This is a genomic window from Streptomyces sp. KL116D (assembly GCF_030766975.1).
Taxonomy (GTDB): Bacteria; Actinomycetota; Actinomycetes; order Streptomycetales; family Streptomycetaceae; genus Streptomyces; species Streptomyces longispororuber_A.
This window is the reverse complement of sequence record NZ_JASERH010000033.1, coordinates 12,706-36,999: the sequence shown is the minus strand read 5'-3', so window position 1 is coordinate 36,999 and position 24,294 is coordinate 12,706. Positions and strand designations below refer to the sequence as shown.

Below are 24,294 nucleotides of genomic sequence, written 5' to 3'. Positions count from 1 at the left end.
GGTATACTTCGTTCAGTTTCGTTTGGGTGTTTAACCGTTTCGCATTTATCGTGAAACGCTTTCGCGTTTTTCGTGCGCCGCTTCAGCCGCACGGTGCGTCGGCCGCGGCGAGCACCACCGAACGCTCCTCGTCCGTCGCGCCACCAGCGACACACGTCCAGTACACCCCGCGGCCCTGCCACCGGGCGCCGGACCAGATGTCGGGCGGGAGGGCGACGGTCTGGCCCGCCTGGCGGTACCACGACCGGCCGGGCCGGAGCGGCGCGCGTGGTCGAAAGAACGCGGGGCCCGTCACCGCCGTCGAGATCCGCTCACCAGCGCACGTTGTCCTGGGAGGGTTCCCTGCGCATAGTCGTTCCACGACGACCAGGAAAGCGGGCGTCGTCGTCCAGCAGGACGACAGTGTCCCGCGCTCACCGGACCCGAACGGGCGCCGGGGACACGGCGAAAAGAGCCGGTCGGCGCCGACCAGGCGCGCCACCAGGCCGAGCCGTTCCAGGTCTTCGGCGCACCCGGCACACGGCGAGATCGCGAGGCTGCCCTCCGCGACCCTTGACGCCAGAGTGTGGGACGGCGCGATCCACGCGTCCACGTGCACTCTTGCCACCCCCGCGGCACGGGCGGCGGCGAGATCGGGTGGCAGCCAGTTGACGTAGCCGAGGCACCTTCGGTTTGTGATCCCGACAGCCGTCCGCGCCCGGATCGTGAGGTCATCGGCCCGGTCCAACAGGGACCGCACGTGCGGCAGCAGCGCGATGCCTGCCCGCGGTCAGCGCCGCAACGCCGGTCGCGCTCGAACAGCGCCACTCCCAGATCCCGTTCCAGCGCCTTGATCTGCTGGGACAGCGACGGTCTGCGATCAGCAGCCGGGCTGCCGCCCGGCCGAAGTTCAACTCCTCGGCGACCGCGACGAAGTAGCGCAGCTGGCGAAGCTCCACGCGCTGATGCTACGGCCGGTGGGAGGCTCCGCCTATCACCAGGAGGACACCGGTCGTGGCGACGGCAGGTGCCGGGCGCACGATGAGGACATGGCTCAGCGCGCCACCACAGAAGCCCTGGGGCGTTGCCGCCGGCGCCGTCGAGGAAGGCAGAGGACCATGAACGAGTACTTGGTCGGATCACCACCACCATTCCCGGGGCACCACGCCCGAAGAGAGTCGACCGCCGCCGCGCTGCCGAGGCGGTGCGCGCCCGCGAACTGGCCGCCGAAGGCCACCTGGCGCGCCTGTGGCGACCGGTCGGAGAGCTGCGCAGCGTCGGTAGCCCTGGCGCGCTGCCGACAAGGACGAACTCCACGACCGGGTGCTCGGAACCCTGCCGCCGCGCTCGTGGATGACCGTCACGGTCACCGCGCTCGAACCCCACCAATGACGCTCCGAGCACCTGACCACTGTCGTCGCTCGGCCGTGTGAGCCTGATGAACCCGGATTCGCCACCGGCTGGACGCCAGGGACCTCCCCCGTGGTGAACCCGGGTACGTCCAAGCCCTGTTCCTGCAACCGTTGTTCACGCCCAGACGCATGACACATGACCGGCCTCCGAGGAGCAATCAGATGAGTTTCCCGTTTCTCGTGCCGAGCAAGGACGACCCGCGTTGGACCACCCGCGGCGGCGTGTTCGTGCGGCACTCGAGGGCGCCCGGCGGTGGCTCGCGGGCGACACGTACACGATCAAGATCACGGCGGAGGAGACGAACGGCTCCCTCGGGTTTGCCAGGCCGTCGGCACCACCCGGGAACGGGCCTGCCCACAGCCACGGCAACGAGGACGGGCGTTCTACGTCTTGTCTGGGCAGCTCGAATTCCTCAACGGCGATGCCAGTTCAGATGTAGGTCCCGGGGACTTCGTCTTCATCCCCAGAGGGACCCGCCACCGGTTCAAGAACGTCGGGGACGCCGACGCGCGGATGCTCTTCCTGTTCACACCAGGAGGGCACGAGAAGTTCTTCGTGGAGAACGGAGATGTCCCCGAGGCCGGAGGTACCTCGCCCGCCTGGGGTCCCGAGCGCGGTATGCGGCAGTGGTGGACGGCCTCCTTGCGCATCACGTCACGATCCTGCCCGAGGACGGATGAATCTCCGCAGCTGCCCAGCTGAGGGTACCTGCGCGGTCGGGCGCCGTGACCTCTGACGGCGCGGCCGCATCATCCTTGGGCGAGGGACGGACGGCGTGCCGCCATCACCCTTCGCGATGCTGAGCCACCGTACGGTGGTCGGCGGCGGCGATGGCCGAAGGAACGAGAACGATCGAGACCATGCCGAGCCAGCCGCCCGCACGCGACGCCATGGCGGCCAGCGGTACCGCGCACGCGGCTCCCAGAGCGCGGTCGGTGATCCGGCCGCTGCCCAGAGACGATAGGCGGCATGGCCCAGGAGGAAGACCGCGGTGCCGCTGCCGAGCCACCAGCGGTGAGCCGGCTGGTCGAAAGGGGATGGATGACGTCCGTGATGCCGGCCGCGACCAGGATCACGCCGATGATCATGACGAGGTGCGCGCCGGTGAACGCGTAGTAGGCCAGCATCTGGCGGCGTTGCTCGGTGGCCCGCTCGGAACTCATCGTCGGCGCGGCTCTCGTCGCCATCGAAAGTACACCCACCACAGGCCCGATGCCACGGCGATGCCCAGGGCCACGCCCAGTGCCAACGGCGCGTCCCACCGCACGGCTGTCCGCGCTCTCGGCGCCGATCCTGATGTCACGACCGATTCACCCAGCACCACCAGCAGGAGCAGGGCGTGCCGCTCCACGTGACCGAGCGACCGGAGCGGCTCAGCCTCCCGTACCTTGATGGCCTTGTTAGACATCCTGGACTGCACCATCATCGACCTGATCGAACCGCTACCGGCCCGCCGCGCATAGGAAAAGGCCCTGGGCGGCGGTGGTGTGGCGCCGACGGTGATCAACCAGCGGCCAACTGAGGATGCTCACCGCTGCCGTGATGGAGAGCCCTGCTCCGGCCCCTCCTGTGCGGTCGCGACGAGCCGGAGGCGGGTGGTGAGACCGGGCAGGTCCTGGCCGCTGAAGTGATCGGTGAGGTGGTGCCGGACACTGCACGGAGAAAGGAGGGCCAGGCCTCCTGGAGGCGAGCCATGCCTGCATCGCTGAGGGTGGCGTTCCAGCCGCGCTTGTCCTGGGTGCTCTTGCTGCGGTTGACCCAGCCCTGTCGCTCCAGGCGGGTCACGGCACGGGTCATCCCGCTCACGGAAATGCTGCAGGCGACAGCGAGTTCGTTCATCCGCATCGTCCTGTCCGGGGCCTCGGAGAGTGCATGAGGGGTGTACTCGGACAGAGGGAGTGCGGTTGCGCGGACGAGGTCGGCGTCGACTGCGCGCGGAAGAGCGAGCATGACGCGGCTGAGTTCGCGAACGAAGGCTTCCTCGTCCTGGGTGAGGGGCTGCAGGGCTGCTGATCGGAGGACATGCCTCCACCATAGCTCCTTGACGCGTCAAAGGAGTTCGATGTCTACTTGTCGCGTCAAGTAAATGCTTGACGCGTCAAGGAGATGACCAACTGGGGCGTAGCCCCCACGAGCCCGAGGAGTTTCCCATGTCCGAAACGCAGCCCACCCCGTTCGGTGCCACCTCGACCCGCCGCAAGATGATCGGCACTCTCACCGGTCTCGGTGCGGTCGCAGCCCTCGCCGCTGCGACCGGTGCCGCCTCGGCGGACGGCCAGGACGCACCCGTCACCGAGATGCCCTCGGGCCGCTCGCCCCGTCAGATCGCCGCGGCCTTCTACGCCAGCTACAACGGCGATCTGGCCGCCGGATTCGAGCGGTACATCTCCAAGGACCTCGTGCTCCACGGTTTCGACGGCCCCAATGAGCGCTCCGCCTGGGTGGCCGGGGACCTCGAGCTGAAAGCGTCCTTCACCGGCTACCGGCTGGACGTCCTCGACCAGATAGCCGAAGGCACTCAAGGTCGTCACCCGCTGGATCCTCGGTGGTGTCCACACCGGCACGGTCCTGGGCATCCCGCCGTCCGGCCGCGAGGTCCACCTCAGCGGCATCTCCATCGACCGCATCGTGGGTGGGCAGTCCGTCGAGCATTGGTCGGAGGGGAATTTCGGCCGCTTCCTGGACACCCTCCGCGGCGCCCAGTCCTGACGCCGGATCAACGTCACCCCGACGACACGACGGGAGACACGACATGAACACCGAGTCGGACGTGACCAGAACAAGCGCATCGTGCGGGAGTTCTACGAGAGCTACCGCCTTCGGGATCTGCCAGTGTCCTGGGAACGTTACCTTCACCCCGATGTGGTGATGCATGTGCCGGGCTTCGACCGGAGGTCCTGGCTGGAGATGGACAGCAAGCTGATCGCGGCATTCGGCGACCTGGCCATCACCGTCTTCGACCAGCTCGCCGAGGCGGACAAGGTGGCCACCCTGCTGGCGGTTGGCCGGACACCATACGGGCAGCTTCCTCGACCTGCCGCCGACCGGACGCTACGCCGCGTTCACAGCGACCACCGTGGACCGCGTCGCGGACGGGATGATCGTCGACCACTGGTCCGATGCGGACTTCACGGCCTTCCTCCAGGACTTGGCGAAGGCGTAGCGCGAGGTGGCCGGCCGCTCTGCCCCAGCCCGTTCGTAGTCGTCTTCCCGTGCGGAACTCCTTTGGCGCCGTGGCAGAGTACGGGCCTCAAACCGGTTTCCGATCAGGAACGCCTTCGGGTAGACGACCCGGAGCTGTTGGACGCGCCCGTCCCGGCGGAGCATGAGCCAGGAGAGGGTCGGCGGGCAGTGGTGCCGGCTGCCGTGTGTGGTGGTGACGGTCATCTCCCAGATGTCGACGTCCCGTCCGGCGGTGACGTGGTGCAGGCGCTGGCGTACGCCGTCCTCCAGGAAGTGGCGCATGACCGGGATGGGAGTGGCGGTGTTCGCCGGGGCGGGTGAGCCGGCCGGTCATCTGGCTGTGAGCGGGCCACAGTTCGCTGATCTCGCGGGGGAGTGTGCCTGATTCCCAACCGGTCAGGGTGGCGAGACCTTCCTCATGGCTGGCTTTGGTGCGCCGGGCCGCGTCGTCGTGGGCCTGGTCCGCGGTTGCGAGGAGCAGGCGGGCCAGTTGGGGAGCGGGCCTGGTTGAGGCGGCTGCGCACCGTGCCGACCGGGATGTCGCAGGCAGCTGCGATGTCTTCGTACGAAGTGGTGGCGGTGAAGTAGTGCAACATCACCACCAGGCGCAGCTTGGGGGTCAGTTCACCGATCGCGTCCCAGATCCAGTCGCGAAGGGCGTGCTGCTCGATGACCTGTTCGTGGTCGTCGGGCAGGTGTGGGCGGAGGTGGTCGAGTCCGTCGAGGCCAGGGACCTCTCGTGCGGAGCGCAACCGCATTCGGGCGTTGTTGCGGACGATGGCGCGCAGCCAGGCGCCCACGGCGTCCGGGTCGCGAACGTCCCCGATGCGGCGCAGGGCGGTCAGGGCGGCGTCCTGGACGACGTCCTCGGCGTCCGGGCCGTGCCCCAGCAGGTTCAGGGCCACCGCGTGCATGCGGGCCTGGTGCCGGGCGAGGAGCAGACCGAGGGCGCCCGTCTCTCCCGCCTGGGCGCGGCGGGTGAGGTGCGCATCGGTGAGTGGCTCGACGGGTTCCATGACCACCTCTTTCGAGGGGCCAAGTGACGGGTTCCGGCCGGAAGGTGGACCGCGACGTCCCCGCTTCCGGCCGGTCAGGGTGTGCAGCGTAGGCCCGGTAGGGCAATTCCTCAGCCCGCGGCGCGTTTGATCAGTGCGGCGACCTCGGCGGGACGAGAGACGTGAGACGGAGTGGCTGCCACCGGTCTCGGTGATGTCCGCGCCGGCTCGATCGGCCATGGCGCGCTGCGCGGGGGCGGGGATCATGCGGTCCTCGCTGGCGATCAGGTAGTAGCTCGGTTTGCCGTACCAGGCGGGGGCTGGTGATCGCGCCCTCAAGTGCCTCGATGCCCCCAGGGGACTTGAGAGTCGGCCAGGAATTGCGCTTCTCCGGGTGGCAGGTCCGCGGCGAAGGAGGCCGCGAACGGCACGGTCGAGGTGGAGGAAGCCGCCTTGGGGCGGCAGGATCGGTGGGACGGGGGCGCCGGGCGGCGGGTCGGCGATGAGGGTGTTTACGGACTCGCCCTTGTCGGGCACGAACGCAGTCACGTACACGAGGGCGGACACGTTGTCGTGGTTGCCGGCCTCGGTGATGACGGCCCCGCCGTAGGAGTGCCCGACCAGGACGGTCGGCCCGTCCTGCGCGTCGAGGGCCAGGTGGGTCGCGGCGACGTCTCCCTCCAGGGAGAGCGTGGATTCTGCACGATCCGTACCTGGTAGCCGTCGGCGTGCAGCAGGTCGTAGACCCCTTTCCAGCCGGATCCGTCGACGAATCCGCCGTGCACCAGGACGACGTTGCGGGCTTTCACTGGATTGTTCACAGTGCACCAACTCCCTCTCGTGTAGCGGCAGTCGACTCTGCGCTGCCGCTGGAGAACCGGACAGAAGCAAGATGCAGACGGTGGTGCGGAGTTCAATCCTCCGTGTGTGATGTGGGTCACACTGAAGGGTGTGCGGTTGAGTCGAGTGAGGCCAAAGTTCCGAGGAGGGAAACTGCAAGCGACGTGAACCGGGCAGAGAAGCTCGATCGTGCCGTGCGTCAGTATCCGAAGGGCGCGGATCCACGCCCCTGGATGACGACTTCGGCGGTGTGCGCGTCGAATGATGCGCTCCTGAAGTCCTCGGGGAGACGGTCCCCGATCCTCAGCTGAGTGTCTTCATCGTCGAAGATCTCCCAGGCGGCCTCGTTCGTCCTCGGCGGTCAGCGTGCCGTGCCACGTCTTGCCGTTTCCCCTGCTCGCGATGGCAAGGGGAGGCGGTGACCGGGTACTCGATGCCACTGGCGATGGCAGTAGCGGGTCCGTCGTAAGTCGTCATGGCGCCATAGTGGCCGACGGCATCGCGGCCGAGCCGGGGAATTGCGCCTCTTTGTGCGTCGTCCGGATCCGCGTCCATGTCCGCCCGGACGGTGCGGCTTGCCCTGTCGGATCGCATGTGACCGCCCCCTACCGGCCACCGACGGCGTTCTTCGCCGCCTTGCCGGCCGGCGGAATCTGCAGTGCGGCTGTCACAGAACCGGCTGCTGTCCGGTCACAGGGATGACCGGGCGGCGTATCTCATGGCGCCGTCGGTGTCCTCGGCTGACGCTCTTCAGGAGGAGAACACCATGACGTTCACACACCCCGACGCACCGGCGCACGACGAACTGGTTCCGTCCTCGCTACGCGCTGAAGGTGGGCGACATCGATGTGACGGTGATCAGCGACGGCACGATGCAGATCGACGCCGGAACATTAGCCACCAACGCGGCCAAGGCCGACCTGTCCGCCTGGCTCAGTGACAACTTCCTGCCGGAGTTGCTCGTCTATCCGCTGAATGTCGCCGTGGTGCGCAGCGGCGGCCGGACCATCCTCATCGACTCCGGGCTGGGGACGGAGTTCCCGGGCTTTCCGCGGCTCGGGCAATTGGCCATGCGCCTGGACGCGGCCGGGATCGACCCCGCATCCGTGACCGACGTGGTGCTCACCCACCTGCACATGGACCACATCGGTGGGCTGCTCGTCGAGGGCTCAGGGGTCGGCTGCGCAGGGACCTGCGGGTCCACCTGGCCTCCGCCGAGGCCGAGTTCTGGGAAGCGCCCGACTTCTCCCGCACTGCCATGCCGGAGCCGGTGCCCGAGGTCCTTCGGCAGACCGCCTCGAAGTTCCTGGAGGTGTATCGCGGCCAGTTGAAGCCGTTCGAGACCGAGCGCGAGGTGGCGCCGGGTGTGACGATCGTTCGCACGGGCGGTCACACTCGGGACACAGCATCGTCCGCCTGGAGTCCGGCGGCGACCGGCTGACGTTCGCCGGAGATGCGGTGTTCCAGTGCTGGGTTCGACAACCCCCGGCTGGTTCAACGGCTTCGAACACGACCCCGAGGAGGCAGCCCGCGTCCGGGTCCGGCTCCTGACAGAGATGGCGGCGAGTGGCGAGCAGCTGCTGGCGACGCACCTGCCGTTCCCGTCCGTGTCACGTGGCGGCGGCCGGCGAAGCTTTCCGCTTTCGTGCCGGCCGTGTGGGACTACTGACCGCTTGGAGCAGGAGCCGGCGGTGTCACAAGCAGAGCCCGTCCCCGGTCTCTACTGATAGAGGCATCAGGGAAGCCGAAAGGAAGTCCGTCATGAAGGTCGTAGTCATTGGTGGAACCGGGCTCATCGGCTCGAAGGTGGTCAGCCGGGCTCGGCGAGCACGGGCAGAAAGCAGTGGCGGCGGCGCCCAGCTGCGGGCGTCAACACGTTGACGGGCGAGGGGCTGGCCGAGGTGCTGCAGGGCGCCCGGGTCGTGGTGGACGTGTACCGAACTCGCCCTCGTTCGAGGACGAGGCAGTCCTGGAGTTCTTCCGCACGTCCACCACCCATCTGCTCGAGGCGGAGGCCGAGGCCGGCGTGGCGCACCATGTGGCGCTGTCCGTGGTCGGTACCGACCGGCTCCAGGGGAGCGGGTATTTCCGCGCCAAGCAGGTCCAGGAAGACCCTGATCAGGACTTCCGGCATCCCGTACTCCATCATCCACGCCACCCAGTTCTTCGAGTTCGCGAAAGGACTCGCCGACGGGGTCACCGAGGGTGACACCGTGCACCTGCCCGATGCCAAGATCCGGCCCATGGTCTCCGGCGACGTGGCTGCGGCCGTCGGGCGCAGGGCGGTCGGTGAACCGGCGAACGGTGTGGTGGAGATCGGCGGCCCGAGGTGTTCGAGCTGGAAGAGTTCATCCGTATGGGACTGGCCGCTCCTGAACGACCCACGCAAGATCGTCACGGACCCGCAGGCGACGCGCACTGGGGCGCCCCTGCTGCAGGAGGGAACGCTCGCTTCCCGGTCCGGACGCCGATCTGGGCGAGACGAAGTTCGCCGACTGGCTCGCACAGCAGAAGTAGTCCTCGAGGTGGTCCTCACCGAAAGGTGAGGGCCACCTCTGCCCTGTGGCGACGGGGCGGGTTCATTGATCTCCAGCGGGAGGGTGGCTCGCGCTCCTCGAATTGGGTCGTGAATCGAGGAAGGCGGCGATCTTGCTCGGGTGAAGATCCACAGCACCTGGTGAATGCCGCGCTTGGAGGCGGCTCCGGTCACGAAAGCGAGGGCCGGCCATCGCGGTGGATCAGTACGCCTGTAGTGCCGTTGGCGTCGACCAGCTCGGGCACGGCGTCCCGCCAGAGCTGCCGATAGGCCGAGAGCCTGGCCACCCGGGCACGGCCGAGTACAGGCACGCGGGCACAGCCCCGCATGCGCGTTGCCGTCGGAGAGAGGCTGACGACGTCGGGTGCGAACAGGGCTTCCAGCGAGACCACGTCTCCCCGTCCTGGCCGCTGAGACGAATGCGCCGAGAGGCGACGGTGCTCGGCCGCGTCCACGGCCTCCCGCCGGTCGTCCAGCAGGTGACGGCGTGCACGGCTGACGATCTTCCGTACGTTGACGAGGCTGACGTCGAGAATGTCCGCGATCTCGGCGTAGGCGTAGTCGAACGCCTCGCGCAGTACGTAGGCGGCGCGCTCGACGGGAGTCAGTTTCTCCAGTACCAGGAGCAGCGCCATCCCCACTGTCTCCCGCGTGCTCCGCCCCCAGGGCGGGATCCACGCTGGTGTCGACAGGTTCCGGGAGCCACGGTCCTATGTATGTCTCACGGCGTACGCGCGCCGACTGCGCGACGTTGATGGCCAGGCGGGTCGTGGCGCTGGACAGGAAGGCGGCGGGACACATCACCAGCGATCGGTCGGTCTTCTGCCAGCGCAGCCGGGCCTCTGGACGACGTTTTCGGCCTCAACGGTGCTGCCGAGTACGCGGTAGGCGATCCCGAAGAGCCGTTGGCGGTAGCTGTATGAAGACGGCGACAACATCCTCGAGGTCGTCGGGCGTGGGGGAGAACGGTTCGGCACTCATGATCCATTGGCCTCCGTTGCTTGGCTGAGCTGCCGCATCGAGGAAGGGCGAACCGATGGTTTCCGCGTGCGCACCTTGGGTGACACCGGGACGTGCCTCGACCGGTGATCAGAGTCTGTCGCATGACTGCCTCCTGCTTGTTGTCCATTGCTACGTAGACCGAACAGACGGGGCCGGTGTGACATGTGACGGTGAATCAAGTCGTGGCTGTGGGCGTCTGCTTGATGTGGGGCGCGAGGGGGCGTCATCGTGGCGAAGGCGACTTCGCCACGATGGCGCTCTGTGGGGCTGCGTCGACAGTACATCCGTTTCATGCGAGACCATCGAACGAGCCAATTGCGTTAAGGTGACTGCATGACAGCCGAAGTGCCGCCGATAAGGTTCCCCGCCGTGTGACCGACCGCCCCGGGATGCGTCCCCCTTTGCTCTGGGCCTGCTGCTCCCGGCGAGCTCACTGGCGGGCGGCCGCGGTGATGGAAGAGGCCCTGCGGCCGCTCGGCATCGAGCTGCGGCACTTCGCCGTCCTCATCGTGCTCGTGGATCGCGGGCCCACGGTGCAGCGGGACCTGGTGGCGGCGACGGGTTCCGGACAAGGCCGGCATCATGCGGGTCGTGGACGACCTGGAGCGCAAGGGGGCTTGCCCAGCGCAAGGCCGTCCCGGGGGGACCGGCGTGCCCGCGCGGTGGAGATCACCCCCGAGGGCCTCGAGGCTGTACGACGCTGCCCATGTGGCGGCGGAACCGTTGGTCGAGCACCTGGTCGCCGGACTGGCGCCGGGTGAGGCCGAGCAGCTGACGGGCCTGCTGACCCGGTTCACCTATCCAGCCGACACTGCCGGGTAGGCGCTGGCGCGTGCGCCCCCACTCGCTTCGCGAGCTCCTTGCCTTCGAAGCCGCTTCGCGAAAGCGCGTTCGCGGGAGGTCTCGTAGAGGGGGATCAGTTCGCTCATGGCCGGATTCCGTCGGGCCATGGTGAGCTCAGGAACGATGAAGTCCAGATCCAGACCGAGAGTGTCCCGGAGGACTGCCCCCCAGGTAGTTCTGTACGAAATCAAAGCTCCTCACGAGGCGTCCCCGGCCTGTACGAGCCGCCGCGGGTGGCGATGGCGACGGCCGGGACGTCCCGGGCGGAGGGCCTCTCGCCTGCGGTCCGGCCGAGCAGGGAGCACGCTGTCGAGCCATGCCTTGAGCGTCGACGGGATCGAGAAGTTGTGCATCGGGGCGCCGATCAGGACCGCGTCCGCCTGCTCGAGTTCCTCGATGAGTTCCAGACGTGCGGCGAATGCCGCGGACTGCTCCGGTGTGCGGTCCGACGGCGCGGTGTACCCAGCGGTCCAGGCGGCGGCCGTCATGTGCGGGACGGGGTCGGTCGCCAGATCGCGGTGGATCACCGTGCCCTGCGGGTGCTGCTCCTCCCATGCCTTGACGAAGGCCGCCCCGACTGAACGGGACGAGGATGCCGCGCCCGGCAGCACGGATGAATCGATGTGCAACAGCGTGACCATGACTTTTCTCCCATGAGGTGGTGTCCGACGGCGGGGACTCGCGCCCACCGAGCGCTCGACTCGAGCGTGATAGTATCGAACGATACCATCTCGTTCGATACGAACGTTGGCGATCGAGCGACGAGGAAGAGGGAGTCGACCGTGGAAGTCCATGAGGCAGTGCGGAGCCGGCATGCGGTACGTCGATTCAGCTGACCAGCCGGTGTCGAGGGCCGCGTTGGGCGCGTGGTGTCCAGTGCGGCCTGGGCGCCATCCGCATCGAACATCCAGCCGTGGCGGGTCTACGTCGTCACCGACGGCCCCCTGGCCGAGCTCAAGCGGCGAGCCGGCGAGCGACTGGCGTCGGGCGAGCCCTGGGACGAGCCGGAGTACCAGCAGTACCCCGCTGCTCTGAAGTCGCTCTACCGCGAGCGCCGATCGGCCTTCGGCGAGCAGCGCTACGGAGTGACTGGGCATTGCGCGCGAGGACGTCGAGGCTCGACAGAGGGCGGCCTCGGCGAACTGGCAGTGCTCGCGCGCGCTCCGCCGCGCTGTTCTGCTACATCGATCGCGACATGGGCCCGGCCCAATGGTCGGACGTCGCGGGATGTACCTGCAGACGGTCATGCTGCTGCTGCGCGCCGAGGGACTGCACAGCTGTCCGCAGATGGCCTGGGCGAAGTACCACAAAACTGTCTCGGAGATCCTTGAGCCCCCGGGCGAACTCTCGTTCTCTTCTGCGGCATGTCGATCGGATTCGAGGACATCACGGAGGCGGCCACTCGCACGGACCGGGCCCTCTCAACAGAGACGGTCACTCTTCGTCGACGCCCCTCTGACGCAGACGGGCGGTGCCGTCCCACACCGGTCCACAGCGTGTGTCACACCTGTGCGGTTCGCCTGTCATTGGAGTGGGACCACAGATGCACTCTGTCGACGCGAGGAGCTCAGTGATGGCCGAGCCCGTTGTTGAGAGCAAGACGCTCAACCCACCGCTTCACAGCGCGCAACAGGACTCGACCGGAGCTCGGGCTCGGGGGACCTCTCATGAAACGTGGCGCACAGGATCCGGAGCCGGTGGGCCTGAGCGCCCTTTCCCGTCCTGTGGCCGTCGTGGTCGGCGCCGGTGGCGTGCCCGGCGCGGCCCAAGTAGGCATCGGTTACGCGCTGGAGCGCCGCGGATTCGTCCCGGACATGATCATCGGAACCTCGGTCGGAGCACTGAACGGGGCCATCGCGGCCGCTCATCCAGAGGAGGCGGCACCATGGCTGGACCATGTGTGACCCGGCTGCGTCGCCGTGAGTGTATCCGCTCGGCTATCCGTCTTCGAGGACCAGTGCCTTCACCGACCGCGGCTTACGGCGGTTGATCGCTCAGGGCCGGACTGCCCTCGCGGATAGCAGTTGGCGGTCCCCTTCACTGCGGTGGCGATGGATCTCGCCACCGGCGTTCCCGTGCTGCTCGACCGTGGAGACCTGGAATCCGCGCTCCTCGCCAGCGCGGCGATCCCTGGAATGCTGCCCCCCGGTGGAGGCGGGACGGCCCGGACGCTTGTCGACGGTGGAGTGGTCGCCACGTTCCGGTGCTGCCGCGCTGCAGGCCAGGGCCGCCAGTGTCGTGGTGGTGGCGGTGCCGGAGAGCTCCGCCCTGCGTCCGTCCGATCCGCTCCGCCGCGCCGCGAGTGCCATCGCCGCCCGTGCCGGGCTGCTGCTCCTGCACCACCAGATCGAGCGTGACCTGCGCGAGGTGTCCCTCACGCTTACCGACCGTCGTGCTGCCCACCGGGATCGACACCCTGGCCCGCACCGTGGGACTTCGGCCGCACTCAGCGGCTGATCGGCACCGCGGAGCCGCACGGCAGACGCTTCCTCGACGAACTACGCATCGACGGGCCGGGACTCTACCGCGTCGAGGGCCCCTCCGCGGCTTCTCCGCCGGCTCGTGCGGCTCATCGACTTCTTCGGCATCGGAGGCAGAACAGTAGGCACCATCGCGTTCCTGAACATCGGCATGCACGGACACATCAATCCGACGCTGCCGGTCGTGGCCGAACTCGTTCAGCGCGGTCACCGTCGTGTACCACACGTCGCCCGCCTTCCGTGAGGAGATCGGGGCCAACGGCGCGACGGTGCTCCCCGACCCCGTTGACCAGCCTTTCCCCCGCCGAGCCGACGCCGCTCACCTGGATGGAGGCGCTGGCGACACTCGCGATCTGCGCCGACTGCCCGACCTGCTCCCGAACTCCGCCGCGAACGTCCCGACCTGATCGTGCACGACAGCGCCTGTCCCTTGGGGGCGATCGCCGCTCGTGAACTCGGCATTCCGGCGGCCTCTTCGTTCACCACGTTCGCCTTCAACAGTCATGTCCCGAGCCCCACTCGGGGCTCCTGGCAACTGCTGGCCGACGCAAGGGCCCGGCCCCGCAGCGCCCGGGGCTATCTGCGGTCCCGTCCCGGGAGTTGCACCGACGCTACGACACCTCAGGGCTTCCCTGCTCGACCTGGCGGGACATCCGCCCAAGCGCTGAACATCGTGCACACGTCCCCGGGTTCCAGCCCGCGGTCGAGGAGTTCGACCAGTCGTGCAGATTCCACTCGGCAGTGTCGGCGCCCGTCCACCGATCCGTCGTTCCCTCTCGACCGGCTCCAGGACTGGTGTTGTCGCGTCGTTGGGAGCGGTGTTCAACGGTGGCCCGCGGCTCTGCGCCGGTTTCGCCACCGCGCTCACTACCTCCCGCGCGGTGGTCGTGTCGACGGGCCCCACCGATCCGAGCGCGCTCGGGCCACTGCAGGAACGTGCTCGCCCGCCGCTTCGTGCGCAGCCGGAAGATGCTGGACCGCGCGGCGCTGTTCGTCACCCACGGCGGAATGAACAGCGTCGCTTGAGCCATGTACGCCGGAGTCCGCTGCTGCTGATCCCGCAGGGCGCGGACCAGCGATGGTGGCTCGTCGCGTCGTCGAACTCGGTGCCGGCCTGTCGATGCGTACCCAGGACATCGCAGGAACACCGTTCGTGTTCTTGCCGACGCCTGCTCCACGAACCGGGCTTCGCAGCCGCAGCGACGAGCCTGAAGACCGCCCAGCACAAGGCGGGCGGACACCGGCAGGGCCGTCGACGAACTGGAGCGGTACACGCGCGTCGCCGACAAGGTTCATCAGTCGGCTCGGTCGATCCCGCCACAGGGAGGCTGAGTGATGTCGTCTGTCGTCGTGATTCTGCTGCTGTGCGCCGGGCTGTCCGAGGCGGTCGGACGCATCCGCCGCTGCTGGCGCGCAGGCCCGGCCTGCCGCGAAACTCGTCGCCCAGGGCTGCTCGCCGGCCGCAGCGATCTCGTCGAGGCAGCCGTGCTCGCGTTCTGGCCGCTGGCCGCGTGGAGCGATCGACCGAGTTGGTCATGTCCTCGCCACCGGGCGAGGGCCTGGGTGGACGGCAGGCCTGGTTGCCCGCTGCCGCTCACCGCGGTCCCTCGCGTTTCCCAGTGCTCGGCGCTCCCTCCACTTCCACTGCATCTTCGTGGGCGTCGGTGCCGCTCTCGCTGTTCACTGGCATGGAAGCGAACTCGCGTTGATTGGGCGCTACCGGTTACGTGTGGCCGTCACCGATGGGCTGAATATCTTAAATGGGGCCGTGGCGTCTGTTCAGTGAGGATCAGCGCTCCCCGGCCGTCTCTCGCGACCGGTTCTGTCTCAGGCACTCAAACCTGGATGCTGCGCCAGGCTGCGTCTGTGCGGTGCTGGTCTGCCTGGGACCGGCCTGCGCGCCCCCTCACACAACTTCGGATCCCTATGCGCGCGGCGCGGATCTGACCGTCCGCCGGACGCCTACTATCCTGGACGGCATCAGGAAGCGTCTGTGTCACGACACCAGGGACGGCGGCCAGTTGGTCCGGCAGTGCTCGAGAAGGAGCACCGGAACTGTGCCTGGGCCAGGTGCAGCCCTCTCACTGCCTCGCGACCCTGGCGAGCCGGCCGGTGGCGGGCATTAACTGCGGCTTTGGCGGATCGTTGCTACTCTCTACTGGCTTTATCTTCCGGTCTTCGTCGCCGCGGACCACCGATACCGTCCGCTGTACAACCGGGCCCGTCGGCACTCAGATCGCCACGCAGCTCGAGCTCGCCGGATGCCGGTCCCGGCAGCAGTGTTCCCGTGGTATTTGCTCTCTTACAGTGGCGGCGCACAGGTCGCCACAGGCGCGGTCGATGATGTGTGCACACAGTTGCGCCCCTGTCGTGGTGATCACGCTGGGCGGGTTCCACAACGGGTCCAATGATGTCACCCACGCTGAGCACGTGCACCAACTCTTCGTGCCGGCGACCGCGGATCGAACGCGTCGGAACGTGGATATTCCGCGCTGCGCCTGCTCCATGAGTGCGTGGAACCGCGCCCGCCGAACCGGGAAAGATCACCGTGCATCGCCTTGACCCAGCCACCACCTCGGGCCGAACAGCTACATCAGCCCGGAAGGCCTTCTGCCCAACCAGTCGCAGCTACCTCGACCACGACCAACACCGTGATCGCGCTCATCCGCACCTACTACAACGAGCTCCGGTAACTGACGAACCGCGGCCATGACGCCGAACGCAGAAGAATTGAGGGCACGGCACTGTCACAGAAGCCACAGGAGGTGAAGCTTTAACGGCAGAGACAGCTGTCAGTGACCAGAGGGCTGGGGACCGGTGTCGGCGCGCCCCACGAACTGGTAAAGGAGGCAGCAGAAGTATTAGAGCTGCCGGACTGAAGGGGCTACGAGATGAGGCGGTACTCAGAAGACGGCCAGGGAATCGAGCTGAAGGCGACGGAAGGAGAAGGGCGACGACGCCTCGAGGAAAGCGAGTGGTGAGAGACCACCACCTCCTGGAAAGCCTGCTGACATCACCAAGGCTCCCAGATGTCATCGATGCGTCGCCTTCGGCCGACGGTACGCAGGTGACCGCGGATACGCAGGGCGCCGCGGCCTGGAGCAACTGACTGACTTCGTCGTCGACCAGCATGATCCGCAGACTGCCTCCACGGCTCGTCTGGCCTCGTGGGGTAATGGGCCCGGCAAGAGCCAGGCTCAAGAGCGGGCAAGCCTGACTACGCCGCCGAGCAGACCTTCGCCCTCTGCTTCATCAGTGGAACTGCCACGCCGTCGATCGGAAACGCCCGGACTCACGACGCCTTCGTCTCATGGCTGCAGCCTCTTTACTGCCGGAGGCGCTTGAGAAGATCGGGTCAGCGAACGTGCACCGCAATCCTAGGGCGTGTTTGAAATGAGGTCACAGAGACTGCCGTATCAAGGCGAGTTGGACGGTCGCTTCGTAGCGGACGGCGAGCTTGTCGTAGCGCGTCGCGACGCCGCGGGCCTGCTTCAACAAGCCGATCCGGCACTCGACCTTGTGCCTGGCCTTGTACTTCTCTCGGTCGAAGCCGGGTGGTCGGCCACCGGCCGATCCCCGGCTCCGCCGGTGTCCGGCCTGATCGCGCTTCTCCGGGATGGTGTGCGCGATGTTGCGTCTGCGCAGGTAAGCGCGGATCTCACGGGAGGAGTACGCGCGGTCGGCGAGCACGTGATCAGGCCGGACACGAGGCCGCCCGCCGCCCGGCCGGGGGACCCGGATGCGGTCCATGACCTCGATGAACTGCGGCGCGTCGCCGCGTTGGCCGCCGGTCACCACGATGGCGAGGACGTGCCCGGCGGCGTCGGCGGCCAGATGGGAGCTTGGTACTCAGGCCACCACGCGAACGGCCGAGCCCGTGGTCCGCCGGTTCGTCCGCCAGGCCGCCGTCGTCCGGCCGGCCCTCACGGTCAGCCCCCTTTTGCGGGCTCCAGCGGCGTGCTGATGGGCCCGGCAGACCGTCGAGTCCACCGACACCTCCCACTCGACGTGTCCAGCAGCATCGGCCTTGACCTGCAACTTCTCCAGGACGCGGGCCCAGGTCCCGTCGATCTGCCAGCGCCGGAACGCCGAGTACGACGTCTCCCATGGTCCGTACCGCTCGGGTATGTCCCGCCACGGTGAGCCTGTCGGGCCCGCCACCAGATCCCGTCGAAGACCTGCCGCCGGTCCCGCGGCTTGCGCCCCATCGTCGGCAGCGGTGGCAACACCGCTTCCAGGCGCAGCCATTGGTCGTCCGTCAGATCTCCACGAGCCATCCCAAGATCGTTTCACGACCTTGATCAACATCTCAAACACACGCTCTGGCGGCGCACGTCGCGCACCCGCGTCACGCACACCTCGGCACTGGAGGTAGAGCATGGTCTCCCGCTGCCGGGCGGGATGGACCAGCCGCCACCGCGGTGTCCCCCTCAGGGCGCGGCGGTCGACGCTTAATTCCTGCGAGACCCGGCCCCACAGCACGCCGCGCAGATCGCGGTCCCCAAGACCTTCGTTGATCCAGGCGAGCCGCCGGCGGCTGCGTCGGGGCCGGGGGCGCACGCACAGGTGTCGCTCGAGGTCGGGTGTCTCGCCGTGCCGGACGGTGATGTACGGGACGGTGAGACCCGCGCTGGGCGTCAGGAGGTTCCCTTTCACGGAAAACCGGTGGGAGGTGGCGTGTGGGGAGACGGCGGGGGAGGACACCTCCACACGCCCGTCCGGACAGGACCCTGGTGGCAGGGCCGCATCCGGGTCTTGCACCGCCCGCCTCAGCAGACGGGGGCGGAGCGAGGCTGGCCGGCCGCGACCTCCCCACAGAAGCGCGACCGGGGGCAGACGAGACGTGGCGCCGACCTGCCTCGGGGCTCCCGGCTCAGGAGGCATGCGGCCTCAGTGTCATCACCAGGAGGGTGATGGCGCCGACCAGGGTCGGCAGCAGGATGAGCTGGACGGGGCCGAAGCCGAGCATGGCCAGGTAGCGCAGCGGATGACGTATCACCCATCGCAGCCGCGGCACCCGCAGAAAGCTGACGCCCTCGCGCCCGACGCCGGGGACGCCCCCGCACTCACCGCCTTGCCTGCACCCGGACGAAAGTGGTTTAACCGGGCGGCGACGTCCGCAGTGCTCCACCGGCTCGACACCCACGCCCCGGTCCGCCGCTGGCACGCGACGATCGCGGTCCGCTCGACGGGGAGGGAAGAACGGCATCACGTAGCTGAGCATCACGATACCGCCGGCCCCACCGTCGGTCACCAGGTCCAGCGCGCGTCGCCCGCGCGGGGCGGCCCGCGGCCGGCGACGTGAACAGTCCAATGTCGATCAACGTCTCGACCGGACCCACCTCCACCGAGCGACGGTCTTGTGCACGCCGCGTAGCGCCGAGTCCCAGGACTCCGCACTGGGCAGACACCCGCAGACAATGACCCTCGTCCCCGCCGGTAGCGCCGGCGGCGCCTCAATCACATCGTTGCTCACGGCTGGCTCCGCTCGCGTCCGGTCTGCTGGCCGCCGATGGGTAAGCGGCACCATACGGTGGTGCCGCGATGGCTGAAGCCCCAGTCGCCACCCAGCTCCTGGACGAGCATCTGGACGAGGAACAGGCCGCGGCCGGATTCGTCCGACGCCGCAGCCTGGGTGGGCTGGGGCTCCGGGGTCTCCGGTGCCGTCATCGATCTCGATGTGGACCAGGCCTGGTTGCGGAGACCAGCTGCGGTAGGCCACTGAAGATCCCGCACCGTGCAGGACGGCGTTGGTGAGGAGCTCGAGAGCACGATCAGCGCCACCTCGACGCGATCCTCCGGCATACGACAGGCCTGCCGCAGCCACGCAGCCCCGATGCGACGTACGGAGGGAACCTGCTTGCTTTCGCGCGCCCGCCGAGACTGCGATCGGCGAGGGAAGGACTGGAGGCAGGTCTGCAAGGTGGGGCTGGGTGCGCAGTGCGGCCGAGCTCCGCTGGTCCCGCTCGAGGCCTGTCAGCGCTGTTGCAGAGGGAGATGCTGGGTCTGCCGGCGAGAAGCTCATGTGAGGCTCCTGCTCGTGGATGGTCGGCGTGCAGAGCGAACGAAGACGTGCGTAGGGGGCGACGCGTGCCAGCAACTCGGCGGCGAGGACAAGGGCCAAGAACCAACCGTGGGCGCCGACTGCGGGATGCGCTCCGGCGATCGCCGCAATCCGGGAGCGGTTTCGGGCCTCACGCGCCATGAAGCACAGCCTCCTCTGGGCCGAAAGCGACTCAGGGATTTCCTCGTCGCACGATGGCCCACGCGCGGGGGACTTTCCAGCTGGACAGAAGGCGCGACCGCCCGTCAAAGGCGGGCTCATGCGCGCGCGTGACTGCGGAGGTTCGGGTGGAGGTTCGCCGTCGCTGCGCGGCCGCTCCCTTCCTCGTCGGCCTGATGCGATCACCATGCCGAGCGGATGGGTTTCTGGCTTGCGCGGCGATAGGTGCTGCGATGGGTAGGCTTCGGATCAATCTACCGCTGAGGCTGAGAATCTGGCAGTGCAGCAATGCACCGAATGAAAGGTGAGTACCGGCCAGTGACGGCCTTGCCGGATGAGACCTCGCAGCTCGGAGATGCTCGCGGCTCTCAAGGCGCACGACTTTGGCACGGTGTTCCGGCTGGCCAAAAGCGCACGCGGGGGATCAGCTTCACTCAAGCTGGCAAGCGAGTGACGATCGCTCAAGCTCTGCACGTGTGGGTCCCTGGCGAGGCAGTGGCTGCGCCGTCACTACTTTCGAGAAGATTGCGCGATCGCAGACGCACTCGAATCGGGTGGTGGTCTGCTGGCTCGCCGACCGCTCATGGGGAGGTGAAGCAGGGCGAAGCGAGGAGAGGCAACGAAGGTGCGACGCAGGGATTTCGTAAAGGCGTCAGGGTCACTGGCAACCGGCGGGCTGGTCGCCCTGACCGCCTCCGACCGCCCGGGGATCCGACTCGAGCACGCGCGGCGTCGAGTTGCTGGCAAGCCGACGGCACCGCCCGGCTGAGACGACTGGACGATGCTTCGGAGGCGGGGACACGTTCAGGCTCTACCTCGGTGAGTACCACAGGACACGCGGCCTCCTGTGCGACTGCACCTACAGCGAATCCCACCGGCAACGTTCCTGCGTTCCTTGCTCGCCGAGCAGGCACAACAGGGGCAGGCTGGGCAGCCTTCGACGCTGGGCGCCAGGCTACAGGCTCAAGGGACTGTACGAGGCCAGCCAGCGCGCGGCTCACGGCCGGCGACGTTGCCTTGGAGGGCAACGCCCTGGCCTTTCCTCGCCTACCGCACTCGGGGACCGATCAGAGCAAGGCGGTTGCGACGGCCATCGAGTCGTGCCGTACCGCAGGGCCCCGGGCCCCATCCGGCGTGCGAGCTCTCCTGCACGAACGCTTGGCCTGGGCCCACGCCGTCGCCGGGCACGCCCGAGAAACAGAGGCTGCCCTGCACGCTGCAGAGGAGGCGCTCAAGCGAGGACAGCAGCGGCCCGGTGCCGGACTGGGCCGCCTGGGTCGACTCCGACGAAGTAGAGACGATCGAAGGGCCGGTGCTGGACGGAACTGCGTCGTCCACTGCGCTCGGTCCCCCGTACTGAATCCGTCCTGGCTCGATTCAGCGACACACACACGCCAGGGACAAGGCGCTGTACACGTCTTGGCTGGCGAGTCCCTATCTGGCAGCGGGGAAGTAGAGACCGCGGCCGCGTCGGCTTGCCGCGTACTGGAGCTATCTGTCGGGGTCGCATCGGTGCGTCCCCGACAGCGACTCGCGCCCACACTGTCAGCCCTGACCCGGCATCGTGGTCTACCAGAGGTGGAGGAACTCCTGGAACGTGCGCAGGCTTAGCCGAGATTCCTGTCGACCCAGTCCCTGAAGTCGGCCGACGACTCGCTGAAGATCACGGCATTGAGCTCGGGACGCTCCCAAGGATGATGCGCGAGAATGAACTCCTCCAGTTTGGTGTAGCAATCCGCGCGTTTTGAAGAGGACCCGGTACTCCTCCCCAGTACCGAACGCTCCGTCGTGCCAGAAGGCCGAGACAACCGGGCCAATCACCTGTGCAACCCGCAGCCAGCCGATCTGCCGACGACGGGCCTTGACGAGGACGACTGCCTCGTCCCTGGTGGCCCGCTGCGGTGGCGACCTGTAGATAGTGCGTCATGCGCCGCAGCCTATGTATGGGATGGGCTGCTCGGTAGACCCCTCTCCCTCGGACAGACCGGGCCTACGAGGGGCTCGAGCTGGCAGCCGAACTCGACTCACCCTCACCATCTACCCGCCGAGCCCGGATCTCCCTCAGAGAAGCTACGCCTCCTCCCGCCACGACGATGCCGCAGATCCCTCCACGCCGGGCTGACCATTGGTCGCCAAGCCACACGTGGCGCAATCGGCCTCCCGACGCAGCCCACTGCACCACAAATGCGAGGGACACCTGCGACAGCCTGAGTTGAATCAAGAACAGTCCCGCAGCCATCAAGCGCGAGACCGCAACCTAGCCACTGCCTCCAGAGCCGACCCTTTCCTGCACACACTGCCCTGCCACTCCCGCCCGCTGAGCGGCAAGATGGGCGGATGGTAATGAGCGAGGCGGAACTGCTAGCCCTCCTGCACGAACTCGACGACCCCGAACGGCTGGAACAACCGCTGCACTACGACCGCGCCGCGACCGGCCTCGCGTTCAGCAGGTTGGTGCGCCGACTCGAAGCGGACTTCTGAGCTCCCGTGCGAGTCCGAGCGGGACACTCAGGACTCCAGTGAGTACGGGCGCATCCACGTGCCTGCAGACGCAACGATCTGCGGAACACGGATCGTGGTCTGCGTGAGCAAGTTCGGCTCCTCGCCGAGGTATGTGCCGACAACCCGGGGTCCTTTCCTCGGCACGGACGAAGCCCGTGACGAGGCGCGCTGGATCCCGTCGACCTCGCCAGAGTGGAACAGGCCCTGACCGAACTCAGCTACGTGAGCCCTCCCCCGAAGAGCTACTGGAGAGCGACCATGAGGGCCCCAGCGCGCTTGAGATACTGCAGCGCGGCCCACGGTGGACGCGATTCTTCGGCAGCATGTGATCCGCCCGAGCGATAAGCCGGACATCTTGCTGGTTTACGTTCATCTGTTCCATCTGACGGGCAAGCTCGTTGAGACGACGCCGTCAGCGTGGCGTTGACGGAGGCGCTCCTTGTCCTCTGCGGAGAGGGTCCCGGGCCACTGCCGGCTCACCCTCACGCGCGTGTGGTGGCGGTGACCGGTCCAGGGGCTGACGGGCGTCAAACGACCTAAGATCCGCGCATGACAGACGACTCTGCTCCTACGGATGGCACTCCTGTGACCTTCACCGTCCCGATCAGCGGAGCCCTTTGCGAGCTGCTGCACAGGTACTGAAGGAATTGCGAGAGCTGGCCGCCAACGCATTTCCAGACGAGGTTGGTGGCCCGGACGCGCTGTTCAGGCGGGACGCGGCGGCCTTCGATGCGCAGCCCGAGCCGACACGCGAAGCCCGGCGGTCGATGCACGGCATGATCTTCGACTTGGCCCAGTTGTCGTGGTCCAACGCTCGATCACGTAAGGGCTCTCGAACACGACGTGGTCATGCAACCGCCACCAGTTTGGTCGCCGCTGACTTTGAGCAGGGCTGTGATGGGAGAACTGCCTGTTCCTGCACTACTTGATCGATCCGACATCTCTGCCGCCAAGCGGCTGGCACGCTGTGCCGGCCTCTGGCGGACCGACGTCGAGCACATGGAGAAGACGGCGAAGGCGTTCGGGCCGGCCCAGGAGGCGGAGGTCGCCCAGGCTAAGGAGCATGTGCTGACGGCCCTCCGCGTACGTTAGCAGTGGAGCGAACCAACTCGCAGGGGAGATTGATCGGTTACGAGGTCGATGGCGAGAAGTCCCGGTCTGGACATCAACATCACTGAAGAGGCCAAGGCCATGCCGTCTCACATGCCAGCGCCCTACCGCATCCTCTTCGGGTGCCGCCCACGGTCGCCCATGGATGACGAATCGCGCACGAATGCTGGCCGAGGACTCTGAAGATGACCTGGTAGGCGAGGCGGCTACCGTCATGACGGCCGTTGCAGTCGTCGCCGGGGCGCTGGAGACAGCGCTAAAGGCATGGCGGGACTACTTCGGCCTGAATCTCGGTGACACCCCTGGAGCACCTGAACGGGCTGTACAGGATGTTCTTCATCGAGGCCGTCAACCCGCGTCGAGAGCATGCGTTAGCTCAATCTGTCGTTGCCAGCACGCGTTGGGCCCTGGTCCTCCTGGCCAACTCCGGCCTTCGCCACGTCCAGGTGACGGAAGCCCGAGCGCATCGGCCTGGACCGCCTCGGTCAGCGCCCCATCCCTGTCGCAAGTGCCGCGACCGGCAGGCCGATGAACAGGACACGACCGTCACATTTTCGACGGCATTCGCAGACCGCCGATCCCACGGCATGACGCACTTCACATGACGCCCGGCCGCCTGCTGTCGCTCGCCAAGGCCATGAGGTCGTCCAGTGCCTTGCGGAGTGTCCTCGCGAGTGCGGGATCGTCATCGGCGGACACCACGGCGTCAGTAGAGGTCGTCCAACGCCTCCGGGTGATGCCGCATGATCCTGCTGACGATGTTCGTGACATCGAGGCGGGGTGCGGGGTTGCGAGGCAGTGCGGCGACGATGCGCGGGTCCAGCATGCCGATCACCAACCGCCGGTCGGAGGGGTCGTGAATCAGCGGATAGGCCAGCAGAGCCTCTACAGCCCGTCCAAGGGGAAGATACTGGCCGCGCCGAGGACAGGGCCGGCGCCGGCCTCGGTGCGGCTGGGGCTCCGCAGCATGATCGCGGATGTTGCCGAGTGCGGCCAGCCTCCCGAAGGTCTGCAAACCGTGCCTTGACCGCGTCGTACAGGGCCTGCGGATCAGGTAGTCCGGGCAGGACGGCATGGCGGTCAGCCAGCAGATCCAGCACGACGTCGGAGAAGAGACCGGTAGACCGCACGGGGTCGTTGCTGGCGGCCTGGCCGGCTCTGGCGGCCCGGATGATGCTCTGCCGGTAG

Annotated in this window: 17 protein-coding genes and 6 pseudogenes; 11 read left to right on the top strand and 12 right to left on the bottom strand. The window is 67.6% G+C overall.

Annotated features, from left to right (window positions below):
- Positions 1-710: 710 nt before the first annotated feature.
- Positions 711-938 carry a LysR family transcriptional regulator gene (locus RBJ77_RS12985; protein ID WP_372345136.1) on the bottom strand — a complete coding sequence of 76 codons (228 nt, stop codon included), beginning with the start codon at positions 936-938 and terminating at the stop codon, positions 711-713.
- 125 nt (positions 939-1,063) lie between these two features.
- On the opposite strand from RBJ77_RS12985, the pseudogene RBJ77_RS12980 reads away from it, so the two are divergent.
- The 3 genes and pseudogenes from RBJ77_RS12980 to RBJ77_RS12970 form a co-directional block, all read left to right on the top strand.
- Positions 1,064-1,201 (top strand): annotated as a pseudogene (locus RBJ77_RS12980) (hypothetical protein); the annotation flags it as partial.
- A 101-nt stretch (positions 1,202-1,302) separates the two neighbouring features.
- Positions 1,303-1,371: a hypothetical protein gene (locus RBJ77_RS12975; RefSeq protein ID WP_372345140.1), complete on the top strand. Its 69-nt coding sequence runs from the start codon at positions 1,303-1,305 to the stop codon at positions 1,369-1,371.
- A 273-nt stretch (positions 1,372-1,644) separates the two neighbouring features.
- Positions 1,645-2,094: a cupin domain-containing protein gene (locus RBJ77_RS12970; protein ID WP_372345135.1), complete on the top strand. Its 450-nt coding sequence runs from the start codon at positions 1,645-1,647 to the stop codon at positions 2,092-2,094.
- 457 nt (positions 2,095-2,551) lie between these two features.
- On the opposite strand, the gene RBJ77_RS12965 is transcribed toward RBJ77_RS12970, so the two are convergent.
- Both RBJ77_RS12965 and RBJ77_RS12960 read right to left on the bottom strand, forming a co-directional pair.
- Positions 2,552-2,800 (bottom strand): low temperature requirement protein A, encoded by a 249-nt coding sequence (locus RBJ77_RS12965; protein WP_372345134.1) that lies wholly within the window; start codon positions 2,798-2,800, stop codon positions 2,552-2,554.
- Positions 2,801-2,895: 95 nt separating this feature from the next.
- Entirely contained in the window at positions 2,896-3,231 is a 336-nt protein-coding gene (locus RBJ77_RS12960; protein WP_372345133.1) for a MarR family transcriptional regulator, read from the bottom strand.
- A 699-nt stretch (positions 3,232-3,930) separates the two neighbouring features.
- On the opposite strand from RBJ77_RS12960, the gene RBJ77_RS12955 reads away from it, so the two are divergent.
- Complete coding sequence (locus tag RBJ77_RS12955) at positions 3,931-4,101, top strand: ester cyclase (RefSeq protein ID WP_372345139.1); 171 nt, start codon at positions 3,931-3,933, stop codon at positions 4,099-4,101.
- 292 nt (positions 4,102-4,393) lie between these two features.
- The gene (locus RBJ77_RS12950) at positions 4,394-4,555 is read left to right on the top strand and encodes an ester cyclase (RefSeq protein WP_372345132.1); all 162 of its coding nucleotides are present in this window, start codon (positions 4,394-4,396) and stop codon (positions 4,553-4,555) included.
- Between the two features lie 436 nt (positions 4,556-4,991).
- Here RBJ77_RS12950 and RBJ77_RS12945 read toward each other — a convergent pair whose 3' ends face one another.
- On the bottom strand, positions 4,992-5,591 hold the full coding sequence (locus tag RBJ77_RS12945; protein WP_372345138.1) for an RNA polymerase sigma factor: 600 nt from the start codon (positions 5,589-5,591) through the stop codon (positions 4,992-4,994).
- 225 nt (positions 5,592-5,816) lie between these two features.
- A pseudogene (locus RBJ77_RS12940) lies at positions 5,817-6,398 on the bottom strand (alpha/beta hydrolase); the annotation flags it as partial.
- A gap of 845 nt (positions 6,399-7,243) precedes the next feature.
- On the opposite strand from RBJ77_RS12940, the gene RBJ77_RS12935 reads away from it, so the two are divergent.
- Both RBJ77_RS12935 and RBJ77_RS12930 read left to right on the top strand, forming a co-directional pair.
- Entirely contained in the window at positions 7,244-7,741 is a 498-nt protein-coding gene (locus RBJ77_RS12935) for an MBL fold metallo-hydrolase (RefSeq protein WP_372345131.1), read from the top strand.
- Between the two features lie 430 nt (positions 7,742-8,171).
- Positions 8,172-8,927: pseudogene (locus RBJ77_RS12930) on the top strand (SDR family oxidoreductase).
- Positions 8,928-9,116: 189 nt separating this feature from the next.
- Here RBJ77_RS12930 and RBJ77_RS12925 read toward each other — a convergent pair.
- Complete coding sequence (locus RBJ77_RS12925) at positions 9,117-9,581, bottom strand: sigma factor-like helix-turn-helix DNA-binding protein (protein ID WP_372345130.1); 465 nt, start codon at positions 9,579-9,581, stop codon at positions 9,117-9,119.
- Positions 9,582-10,741: 1,160 nt separating this feature from the next.
- Positions 10,742-11,432, bottom strand: a pseudogene (locus tag RBJ77_RS12920) (FMN-dependent NADH-azoreductase).
- A gap of 141 nt (positions 11,433-11,573) precedes the next feature.
- Between RBJ77_RS12920 and RBJ77_RS12915 the strand changes: the two are divergent.
- The 3 genes and pseudogenes from RBJ77_RS12915 to RBJ77_RS12905 form a co-directional block, all read left to right on the top strand.
- Positions 11,574-12,230: pseudogene (locus RBJ77_RS12915) on the top strand (nitroreductase); the annotation flags it as partial.
- A gap of 228 nt (positions 12,231-12,458) precedes the next feature.
- Entirely contained in the window at positions 12,459-12,695 is a 237-nt protein-coding gene (locus RBJ77_RS12910; RefSeq protein WP_372345129.1) for a patatin-like phospholipase family protein, read from the top strand.
- 658 nt (positions 12,696-13,353) lie between these two features.
- The gene (locus RBJ77_RS12905; RefSeq protein WP_372345128.1) at positions 13,354-13,515 is read left to right on the top strand and encodes a hypothetical protein; all 162 of its coding nucleotides are present in this window, start codon (positions 13,354-13,356) and stop codon (positions 13,513-13,515) included.
- A 3,155-nt stretch (positions 13,516-16,670) separates the two neighbouring features.
- Here the strand turns inward: RBJ77_RS12905 and RBJ77_RS12900 are convergent.
- The 4 genes and pseudogenes from RBJ77_RS12900 to cutA form a co-directional block, all read right to left on the bottom strand.
- Positions 16,671-17,548 (bottom strand): annotated as a pseudogene (locus RBJ77_RS12900) (IS5 family transposase).
- 596 nt (positions 17,549-18,144) lie between these two features.
- A complete protein-coding gene (locus RBJ77_RS12895; RefSeq protein WP_372345127.1) occupies positions 18,145-18,288 on the bottom strand; it encodes a hypothetical protein in 144 nt (47 codons plus the stop codon).
- 455 nt (positions 18,289-18,743) lie between these two features.
- Complete coding sequence (locus RBJ77_RS12890; protein ID WP_372345126.1) at positions 18,744-18,941, bottom strand: hypothetical protein; 198 nt, start codon at positions 18,939-18,941, stop codon at positions 18,744-18,746.
- 2,160 nt (positions 18,942-21,101) lie between these two features.
- Positions 21,102-21,302, bottom strand: a complete 201-nt coding sequence (cutA, locus tag RBJ77_RS12885; protein ID WP_372345125.1) for a divalent cation tolerance protein CutA — start codon at positions 21,300-21,302, stop codon at positions 21,102-21,104.
- Between the two features lie 535 nt (positions 21,303-21,837).
- Between cutA and RBJ77_RS12880 the strand changes: the two genes are divergently transcribed.
- Positions 21,838-21,975 carry a hypothetical protein gene (locus RBJ77_RS12880; RefSeq protein ID WP_372345124.1) on the top strand — a complete coding sequence of 46 codons (138 nt, stop codon included), beginning with the start codon at positions 21,838-21,840 and terminating at the stop codon, positions 21,973-21,975.
- 1,837 nt (positions 21,976-23,812) lie between these two features.
- Here RBJ77_RS12880 and RBJ77_RS12875 read toward each other — a convergent pair.
- Positions 23,813-24,181, bottom strand: a complete 369-nt coding sequence (locus RBJ77_RS12875) for a hypothetical protein (protein WP_372345123.1) — start codon at positions 24,179-24,181, stop codon at positions 23,813-23,815.
- Positions 24,182-24,294: the final 113 nt, after the last annotated feature.